7 protein-coding genes are annotated in these 10,060 nt (G+C 65.6%); 1 reads left to right on the top strand and 6 read right to left on the bottom strand.

The window, feature by feature from the left end:
• The 5 genes from LLH00_08775 to LLH00_08755 all read right to left on the bottom strand — a co-directional run.
• Window positions 1-2,037 (bottom strand): sulfatase-like hydrolase/transferase (locus LLH00_08775; protein MCE5271366.1); only part of this gene is annotated, 2,037 nt, incomplete at its 3' end.
• Window positions 2,038-2,178: 141 nt separating this feature from the next.
• Complete coding sequence (locus LLH00_08770) at window positions 2,179-2,790, bottom strand: PAS domain-containing protein (GenBank protein ID MCE5271365.1); 612 nt, start codon at window positions 2,788-2,790, stop codon at window positions 2,179-2,181.
• Window positions 2,791-2,967: 177 nt separating this feature from the next.
• Complete coding sequence (locus tag LLH00_08765) at window positions 2,968-4,170, bottom strand: hypothetical protein (GenBank protein MCE5271364.1); 1,203 nt, start codon at window positions 4,168-4,170, stop codon at window positions 2,968-2,970.
• On the bottom strand, window positions 4,167-5,396 hold the full coding sequence (locus LLH00_08760) for a hypothetical protein (protein MCE5271363.1): 1,230 nt from the start codon (window positions 5,394-5,396) through the stop codon (window positions 4,167-4,169). The genes LLH00_08765 and LLH00_08760 overlap by 4 nt, the downstream gene beginning before the upstream one ends.
• A 4-nt stretch (window positions 5,397-5,400) precedes the next feature.
• The gene (locus tag LLH00_08755; protein ID MCE5271362.1) at window positions 5,401-6,645 is read right to left on the bottom strand and encodes a hypothetical protein; all 1,245 of its coding nucleotides are present in this window, start codon (window positions 6,643-6,645) and stop codon (window positions 5,401-5,403) included.
• A gap of 296 nt (window positions 6,646-6,941) precedes the next feature.
• Between LLH00_08755 and LLH00_08750 the strand changes: the two genes are divergently transcribed.
• Window positions 6,942-8,153, top strand: coding sequence for a hypothetical protein (locus LLH00_08750; GenBank protein MCE5271361.1), 1,212 nt, complete (start codon window positions 6,942-6,944; stop codon window positions 8,151-8,153).
• A gap of 160 nt (window positions 8,154-8,313) precedes the next feature.
• Here the strand turns inward: LLH00_08750 and LLH00_08745 are convergent.
• Window positions 8,314-10,060: heparinase II/III family protein (locus tag LLH00_08745; GenBank protein ID MCE5271360.1), on the bottom strand; the 1,747-nt coding region annotated here is incomplete at its 5' end.

Genomic DNA, 10,060 nt, shown 5'->3' with positions numbered 1-10,060 from the left:
CGCGGCCAGGGCCGCGCGGTAGGCCGCCTCGGCGCGGGCGGTTTTTCCAGCCGAGAACAGCACCACCCCCAGGTTGTTCTGCACTTTCTCATCCCGGCTGAACCGCGCGGCCACCCGCTCCAGGCAGGCCTCGGCCCGGGGGAGATCATCCAGGCACCAGGCGGCGATCCCCAGGTTGAACAGGGCCAGCGGGTAGAGCGAATCCACCTCCAGGGCGGCCTCGAAACAGCCGGCCGCGCCGCTCGGGTCACCGTTGTCAAGAAGGAGCTTTCCCAGGTCGTTCAAGATCTCCTTGTCCTGCGGGGCCAGACTGCGGGCGGTGCGCAGCAGGGCCAGGGCGCTGTCCGGCCGGCCGAGCCGCAACTGGACCTCGGCCAGGAGGAACGCGGCCCGGGCGTGGGAGGGATTGGCCTCCAGGGCACGGGCGAGAAAACGCCCGGCCGACTCCAGCGAGTCCAGGCGCAGGTCGAGCAGGCCCAGAAGGTAGTTGCCCTCGCACTGCGGGTTGGCCTCCACCGCGGCGCGCAGTTCGGCCTGCGCATCGGGGAAACGCTCCTGACGCCAGAAAATGAACCCGCGGTATAGATGGGCGAAAGCGTTGCCGGGGTCATGCTCCAGGGCCCGGCCGAAAGATTCCAGGGCCGCGCTGTAGTCGCCCTCCGCCTCCTGCATCACCCCGGCCAGGAAACTGCCCAGGTTGCGCAGCATGGTCTTGGGGTCTGGTCGGGCGGCCCGGTCGCGGGAGACGCCGGGAAGGCTGCCCGCGATGTAGCCCAGGGCGCGCAGGCGCTGGGCGTTCTCGGCATCCAGGGCCAGGCCGTTAGAGGGCGGCGCGCCCTGCGGCTGAATGTCCCGCTCCAGGCGGGTGAAACGCACCGCGGCCGCGCGCAGGGCGGCGCTGTCGACCGCGGCCACGTTGTGCACCTCCTCCGGGTCGGCGGCCAGGTCGTACAGCTCCGGCTCCGGGGCCAGGATGTACTTTTCGCTGCCGTGCACGCAGCCGTATAGGGGGCTCCAGCCGAACGAGTTCTCGGTCAGGCAGGTCTCGAAATAGAACGTGCGCTGCGTGGCAGCCTCCGTGCCCCGGGCCTGGGGCAGGAGGCTGCGGCCGGGAAGCCCGGGCGGCAGGGGCTGGCCCAGGTAGTCGAGCAGGGTGGGCAGGATATCCACCTGGCTCACATCCGCCTCCACCACCCGTCCGGCGGCCTCGCCGTGCGGGAGCTTGACGATCAGCGGTACGCGCAGGGTCGGGTTGTATAGAAAAATGCCGTGGGTCGGCTCGCCGTGACTGCCCAGGGCCTCGCCGTGGTCGGCCACGGCCAGGATAAGAGTGTTGTCGTAACGGCCGGTCCGCTTGAGCCAGCCGATCACCCGGCCGATGCGGCTGTCCATGAACGCCACCTCGCCGTCATAGGGAGCCTCCCGGAACAGCGAGTCAAAGGGCGCGGGCGGAACGTACGGGGCGTGGGGATCGTAATAGTGCAGCCAGAGGGCGAAAGGCTCATCCTTGCCCAGGGATTCCAGGTACTCCAGGGCGGCGTCGCTCACCGCCTCGGCGTTGCGCTCCACGATGAACCCGGCGGCGCGTCCGGAGGGTGCGCCGAACCGCTCGTCATAGCGGGTGAACCCGCGGGCCAGCCCGAAACGCGAGGCCAGCACGTAGGCCGCCACCACCGCCGCCGGACTGTACCCGGCCCGGCCCAATGCCTCGGCCAGGGTGGGCAGGGAGTCGCCCAGACGGTAGAGGCCATTGTCCCGCACGCCATGGGTGGGCGGATACAGGCCGGTCATGATACTGGCGTGAGCGGTCAGGGTGACCGGGGCCACGCTCCAGCAGCGTTCGAACCGCACACCATCGGCGGCCAGGCTATCAAGTGTGGGGGTGCGTGCGGTGCTGTCGCCGTAGCAGCCCAGATGGTCGCGGCAGGTGGTGTCGAGTGTGAGGAGCAGGACATTGAAAGCGGGGGTGCGACGGCAGCCGGCGGCCTGCAACAGCAGGACAGCGGCGGCGGCGAGCAGACAGGCCCGGATCGGCATACAGTTCAACCCAGTCTCCGAGGTTGTCCCGGCGGGGGAATTCAGGCAAGCACAGTGAAATTATAGCATGGACCCCGAACCGGGGCAAGGACGCCACACGGCCCGCGGAGGAGGAGCTTCAGCCGGGCCCGGACGGCGCTGTCACTGCTGTCCGGCTTTGGTGTGCTTTTCGCCTGTCTGAGAGGTGTAATTGGGGTACAGTTTCCGCATGCAGTCCGGGCAGAGGCCGTGGGTGAACAGCGTGTCGGAGCAGCGGCTGAAATAGTCCTCGACCTGCTCCCAGAAACCCTGGTCGTTGCGGATTTTCTTGCAGCCGGCGCAAATGGGAAGAAGTCTCTTGAGGGTGGATATCTCGGCGTCATGAATCTTTTTAAGTTCTTCCTGGGCCAGCACGCGCTCGTTGATATCGACACAGCTTCCGATATACCCGGCGAAAGAGTGGCCCGGGCCGAAGAACGGCGTTCCGCAATCCGAAATCCAGCGGTACTGGCCGTCATGACGGCGCAGGCGGTACTCCATCTGGAACGGCTGGCGGGCGGCGAAACTGGCCAGGAAAATATCCACGCAGCGTTGGAAATCCTCGGCGTGGACCCCCTCGGCCCAGCCGTCGCCCAGCTCCTGTTCCAGGCTGCGTCCGGTGAAATCCAGCCAGCGCCGATTGAAATAGTCGCACTTGGCATCCGTGCCGCAGCGCCAGATCAGGAACGGGGCCTGTTCGACCAGAGTGTGGTACTCATCGAAAGACAAATCCATAGAACGGTCCCCTGGAAAAAGGGTGTCCACTTTTCGACGACGAGAGGCGCCTAAACCTCCCGGTCCGGGGAGAATGGATGCCGGTAAGTTAAATATTGGAGTAAAACCGGGTAAAATAAAGGGGCCGCTCCAAAATAATTGGGCGGCCCCTTGGGATTGCGTTTCAGCCGTGTGTTTTCACTTAACCGGGAAGACCATCAACTGGCTCTGGCTTTCCTCCTCGCCCAGCAGGACCCGGCTCCCGTCCTCGGTGACAGCCACCGTGGCGAACTGGTAGCCGCGCCAGGCCAGCTCGCCGGCTATCTCGGGCACGATCAGCGGGAAATCCGGGTTGCCCATGTCCTCGAAATTACCGCTTTTCGGGTCGTAGGAGAACAGGTGGGCATAGCCCGGCGCGGAGCCGGCCACCCCGTAGAGCTTACCATCCGCGGCGAAAGCCAGTCCCTTGATTCGGGGCATCATGACAGGCTTGCCCAGGTTGACCACCTTACCCGTGGCCGGATCGACCTTGAACAACTGGCCGTCCCCGGCATTGCCGCCGAACAGGACGCCATCCGGGGCCACGGCCCAGGCATCCACCCGTCCCAGGGCCTTGCGTCCCCAGACCTCGGGCAACTCGCCCAGGTCATCGAACTTGTCCGTGGCGGGGTCGTAGCGGAACAGCCGGTTGACCGGCCGGCTGCCGTAGACCCGTCCCTTGCGGTCCACGGCCAGGGCGCGGCTGAGCACGTCCTCGGTCTCCAGCGAGTACTCGTGGTGGTAGTAGGCCTGGTCGCGGCGGCTGAGCTGGGTTTCCTCCAGCACGCGGGCGCGGGTGGTGGGGATCTCGTAGATGAAGAACTTGCCCGAGGGGAAACTTATCCCGTAGAGCCGTCCTTTGGCCAGGTCAATTGTCAGGGAGAACACGCCCTCGCCCGGCGCCGGGGCGCCGAGGTCCTGGACCTTGAACTTTCCGCCTGTGAAAGTGATCTTGAGCAGATGGCCGCTGCCGTCCGGCGCATCGGCCAGGGTGCCGGCGTAGAGCGCCCCCGCGGCGCCGCGGCAGAACCCGCTGACAATGGCGCGCTGGCCGGGCAGCACCTGCGACAGGTCCAGGACGGACTCCAGGTTGCGGCTCCTGAGCGAGACCGCGAACAGGAACGGGCTGAGCCCCTCCTTGGCGCTGGTCCCGCCGATGGCGTAGTCGCCCTGGGCGATGAGCGAGGTGATGGCGTTGCGGTAGATCGGCAGCCGCAGCCGCCCGCCGCCGGCGTTCTCCAGCGAGACCTCCACCGCGAAGGAGCCTTTGGGCTTGAAAAATGTGTACTGGGCGGCCAGCGGAGCCGCGGCCGCGGCCAGGGCCAGGGCTGCCGCGCTCAGACCACGGAAGATTTTCTTCATCTAACTACCTCCCTCTGCGGATTGAAAATTATCATGAAAGGTCGGCTGGCCCCGGACTCCCCGACATCCTCCGCCTCGCGGCTGTAGCGCCGGCCGGCGAAATAGAGGTTCCCCCGGCTGTCCTTTACATCGCAGCCGGTGACCTCGCTGATCTCGGTGACAGGGAAGCGCAGGACCACGCGTTTATTACGGGTGACAGGGTCGAACTCCACGAGCAGCGTGGTGTCGCGGACCGCGTAGCGGCCGTGGCCGCCCACGAAATAGTACAGCCTGCCGTTGTCCGCCAGGGCCAGGTTGGGGCTGTAGCCCGGCGGGGGCAGCTTGGGACGGTCGAGGGTGGGGCCGAGGGCCCGCGCCGGTCCGATACCACGGCGCTGGGGCTGGAACGAGAGCACCATGTTGCCGTAGGTGATCAGATAGATCAGGCCGCGCGAGCGGTCGGTGGCGTAGGTCGGCACACCGGTGATCTGGTCCGCGGCCGGGGTGCCGGGGAAAGCGGGCAGGCTGTCCTGGTCGAACAGCAGGCGGCCGGTCTGGCGTTCGTACTTGACCAGGCGCTGGCGCCAGTCGACATAGTAGGCGTTGCCCCACCAATCCTGGAACACGCAGCGTGGCACGTGCTCGCTGCCCAGCCGCCCCAGGTCGCGCAGGTCGTTGGCCTCCGGATCGAAGACCAGGAAATGGGCCTGCGGATAGCTGACCGCGTAGATCAGGCCGCCGGCCGGGTCGAGGGCGATGTCCTTGATGCTTTCGAAACGCAGGCCCTCTCCCAGGCCGCCCAGCGTGGTGAGCCGGGAGCGGGCCGGGTCCCACTTGAGGAACATCCCGCCGCCGTAACCGTCGGGATGTTCCATCAGGAACTCCTCGCGGCTCTCACCGCCGTCCGTGGCGAAATACATGCAGCCGTCCGCCCCCTCCAGCAACTGGCTGTGCACCTTGGCCTGCCACTGCCAGGGGCGAAGGTGGGCCAGGCTGTCCAGAGAGCCCAGGCAGCGCATGCTCTGGTCGGCGATGTCCCACTCGTACAGGCAGACCCGGTCGCGGTGGTTGGTCACGGCCACGAAGACCCGGTTGCAGCGGCTGCTGTAGCCGATCGAGCGCCAGGTCGAGTGCGCCTCCGGGAAGCCCGGATACTCGACGAAACGGATGTTCCGGCGGCTGATTTCGGCCGCGTTCAGGGCGGAGACCAGGGCCAGGACGAAAAGAATGGACAGCGGGCGTAACATGCTTTCAGTTCCCCTGCGGGTTGATATCTTTTTCCGGGTTGAACACGATCATGAACGGGCGGCTGGCGCCGGACTCACCCATTTGCTCGGCCCGCGGGTCGCTCTTGCGGCCGCAGAAATAGATGTTGCCGTCGCGGTCGCGCACATCCGCCCCGGTGACCTCGTTGACCTCACTGAGGGGGAAGCTGAGCACCTCGCGCTTGGTGCGGGTGGCCGGGTCGAATTCCATCAGCACGTTCTGCGGCTTGCCGCCCACGTAGCTGCCGTGGCCGCCGATGAAATAGTACAGCTTGCCGTTGCCGCCCAGGGCCAGGTTCGGGCAGTAGTAATTCCAGGGCTCGCGGCCGGGCTCGTCGAAAACGCTTCCCAGGGCTTCCATCTTGCCGAACCCGGAGCGCTGGGGATAGTAGGCGATCAGCATCGAGCCGTAGGTGACCAGGTAGATCACGCCCTTTTCGCGGTCCGTGGCGTAGGCGGTGATGCCGGTGATAATCCGCGCCCCCGGAGTGCCGTCGAACGCGGGCAGCGAGTCACTGCAGAACAGCAGCTTGCCGCTGTGGTCCTCGTACTTTATCAGGCGCTGGCGCCAGTCGACATAGTACATGTTGCCGAACCAGTCGCTGAACAGCACGCGGGGGACATGGTCGCTGCCCACGCGTCCCAGGTCCTGGAGGTCATTCTTTTTCCAGTCGTAGAGCAGCAGGTGGACCTGGGGGTAGGAGATGCCCAGGATCTTGCCGCTGCGCGAGCCGACCTGGATGTCCTTGATGCTTTCGTACTGGAGGCCGCGCCCGAGGTTGGTCAGACGGTCCTCGGCCGGGTCGTACTGGAAGAAAAACCCGCCGCTGTAGCCGTGCGGGTGGTTCATCAGGAACTCCTCGCGGCTTTCTCCGCCGTCCGTGCTGAAATACATGCAGCCGTCCGGGCCCTCCACCAGCTGGGAATGGACCTTGCCCTGCCACTGCCAGGAGCGCAGGTTGACCAGGCTGGGCAGGAACCCGACCAGGCGCATTTTCTGTCTCGGGACATCGTATTCGAACAGTCCCACTTTATCGCGGTGGTTGGTCACACCCACATAGACCCGGTCGTAGTGCGAGCTGTACCCGATGGAGCCCCAGGTGGAGTGCGCCTCCGGGAAATCGGGGTAATCGACGTAGCGGATGTTCCGGCGGGTGATTTCCGCACCAAAGGCCATCGAGCAGGAAAGCAGCAGCAGGACCGCGGCGCCCGCCAGGCGGGTTGTTTTCATCCAGTTCTCCTTTCAGGGTGGAAAAAACAGGTGGAGCAGTTCCGAGAAACTTGTCAAAGAAACACTTTCCTGTGTATTATTGTAACGTCCGCGAACCGTCGCCTGAAATCGGTGTATTAAATTAATCTCACCGCTGCCCGGGCGTGCGGCGCTTAAGGATGCGCCCTGCAATCTAATTCAGGCCCCCCGGGGGTGTCAATCCACAGAACGGACAACCTGTTTTGGCCTTGTCCGGGGTGCGGCCAGAGCGCGCGGACATCCCAGATGCTTCAACATACACAACCACGGGTGGATAAATGAATAAAACCGCAGCCAGAGCCCTTGTCCTGAGTGTGTTGTTTGTCCTGACCTTGTCCGCCGGACTGCTGGAGGGCGCCTCTCTGGTGCTGAACAGCCACAACGCCGACCCGACGAGCGGCAAGCCGCAGAACAAAATCTGGTTCGCCAAGGGCTGGTGGTGGGCCTGGCTGCCCCACGGCGACTCGGGCGGGCGCATGTGGCGCCGCACCGGCGAGGAGCAGTGGATGCCGGAGGAGCACCTGGACCTGACCCTGCAGCTCCTTCCCGGCCGGGCCGACATCTGGGCTGAGGGCAACGAACTGGTGGCCGCCCTGGTGGAGGACAGCACCCTGGCGATGATCCTGATGCGCTGGAGCGATGTGGACAGCCGCTACGAGCCGGTATCGATCCCGCTGGTCTGGAACGAGCACAACCCGGTGGAGACAGTCACCCTGGCCAGGCAGTCGGACGGGTCGTTCTGGATCAGCTACCCGGTGGACAGCTCGGGCGTGCGCCAGGTGGTGGCGCGCAAGGCGCTGTCCGACCTGCGCTGGCCGATCGGCAAGCCGGTGAAGCTGGACGAGGCGGTCTCGCCGGATGATGTCTGCGCCACGGTGGAGGGCGAGGGCGGGGCGGTGGACGTGTACTGGACGGATGAGAAGGACCAGTGTTTTTACCGCAGGACCCATGTCGCCGGGCAGCCGGACTCGGTCTGGAGCGCTCCCGAGGTGGTGATCCACGGCAACAAGGACCCTCAGGACAACCCCGGTTTCTGCCGCCCGCCCGCGGCCGCGGGGGCCCAGGCGCCGCGCCTTCTGATCGCCACCCGCAACTCCTCGCTGGAGAACGGCAAGCCGGTGCTGGGACTGATGACCCTGGACCGCTCGGGCCAGGTGCACAAGGTGCCGTTCGCGCTGATGCAGAAAGAGTCCGAGCCGGTCCACCCGGTGGCGGCCTGGGTCTACGGTCGGCCGGTGGTGTTCTACACGGTGATCGGGCAGCCGGCCCAGGGCTTTACGATCAATCACGTGATGATGCAGCAGTTCAGCACGGACGGCTCGGCGGTTCAGGGGGAGCCGGTCCAGATCGTGCCGCAGGCGGTGGGAGTGGACTGGCCGGTGGGGGCCCGGGAGGTGCAGCCCGGCACGCCGCTGCTCGTGCTGACCAGTGACAACCAGGGCGACGTGTTCGAGACCGTGATCGAGATGGCGAAGAAAACGGGCAACTGAGCCTGCTCAGGCCGAGAATCGAAAGAAATCAGCTAAAAATAATGCAGGGGCGGGTTTCAAACCCGCCCCTGTTCTTACATGTCGTCCTTGAGAATAATTAATGTTTTCTGGGCACGCTGCAGCGTGCCCCTGCATTCTTCCTCGCGCATCATTTTTAATCTCAGAACAGTTCACTTCTTTTCTGCGCCCCGTCAACCCAGTCTATTTTCAGGCGTTTGGGCGCGATCTTGCTGGCCGGCTGCCCGGTCTCGCCCTCGCCCCACCAGGCCAGCACCCTCTCCCCGTCCAGCTCGAACCCTTTCCAGTTCTCTTCCTCCACCGGCGTCAGTTGCGGGGTTTCCTCACCCTGGCGGAACGGGACGATGAGGGCCAGGAACCTGACCGCTGCGGCCGGCTCCCGCGTCTCGGCCTTGAAATGCCACTGGTTGGCCGCACCCTCGTAGCGCTCCTCCGGGGCGACCGTGAAACTGTCGCTCTGGCCGAGCTGTATCTCTGTGCTGCAGATAAGCCGCACCAGGCAGGCCGACTCGCCCTGACGCACGATCAGTGCGCCGCCGGTCGAGTCGATCCGGAACGGACCGAGGGCGTGCAGCAGGTATTGGAACCTGGCCGGGACGCCCGTCTCCAGGTAATCCAGCACGGCCAGCCAGGGGCGCGCGGCGCCCTGTCCGCGGAAAGCCAGAGTGCGCCGCGCGGTCAGCACTTTCGGGCTGTCCGCGGGCACAGGCTCGCTCAGAAGCTCGCGCCACTGCTTTACGATCTCCTGTTCCAGCGGAGTGTTGTAGGCCTTGGCCGCCTCGCCGCTGGCCACGACCAGGCCGCCCTGGTCGTGAAAGGACTCGATTGTCCCGGCAGCCTGCATCGAGTAGACCGCCTGGCCGCGGCCGTTGACCAGCACGGCGTTGTGGGCGCGGGTCTGGCGGGTCCAGAGGTTGTGGTGCGGGCTGCCGTACCAGGGATAGTAGCCCGAGTCTATGAGCAGCGGCTCGCCGTAGGCGTTGAACTGGAAACTGTTCTGGTCGGCGTGGCTGTGGCTGAAACTGCCGTAGCGGCTGGACTTGAACAGGGCCCAGACATCCCGCGACGAGTCTCCCAGGGCCGAGTGCATGGCCACCCAGCCGATATCCTTGAACCATTTGGACTGCGGCAGGTCCGTGGGGGCTTTCTCTTCCAGTCCCTCCGGCCTGGGGGTGAGGAAACCGAAAACGTCCTCCACGAACCATTCCAGCCAGCCGGGGTCATCGGCCTTGACCTGCAGCTTGGACTCGATCCCTGTCGGGACCGCGATATGCTCGCTCTGCCAGAGCAGGACCGGGTCGTGCATCGCGCCGGCGTATTTCAGCAGCATCAGCTTTTCCGGAGCGTTGGGTGCGCCCTCCCCTCCATCACCGAAACCGCCGCGCCGGGCGTAGGGCGGATGGCACCAGACCGCGAAATATCCATTCCGGCGGAAGAACGGCTTGCGGTAGAGGTCGATCCCGGTGGCCCCGCGCAGGCCGTCCAGGAAATTGGTGTGCCAGCCCACATAGGCCGACCAGTAGCTGAGTCCCTGGGCCCAGCCCCCGTCATCCGAGCCCCAGGTGGGGAAAGTGGTCAGGTAGCAGCGCAGGACATAGTCGAGCCAGAGCCTGGCGCTGTCCACCTCTCCCAGGCAGGCCACGGCGTCGAACCCGAGGAACGGGATCGCCCGCACCGCGTGGTTCGACCAGGGCCCGGAGATGAAATGCACACCGTTGTAGTATTCCATCATCTGGTCGCCGCGCCGCCGCAGGCAGGCCAGGACTTTTTCACGTTCCAGGCTGTCCAGCTCGGCGGCGATCCAGTCGTAGGTGATCGACATGCGCTCGAGCATGGGCATCGAGGCCTCGTCGTTACCCGTGGAGCCGTCCGGCAGCGGAAGGTTGTAG

This window comes from bacterium (genome assembly GCA_021372515.1).
Classification (GTDB): Bacteria; Gemmatimonadota; Glassbacteria; order GWA2-58-10; family GWA2-58-10; genus JAJFUG01.
This window is presented reverse-complemented; position numbering and strand designations above follow the sequence as displayed.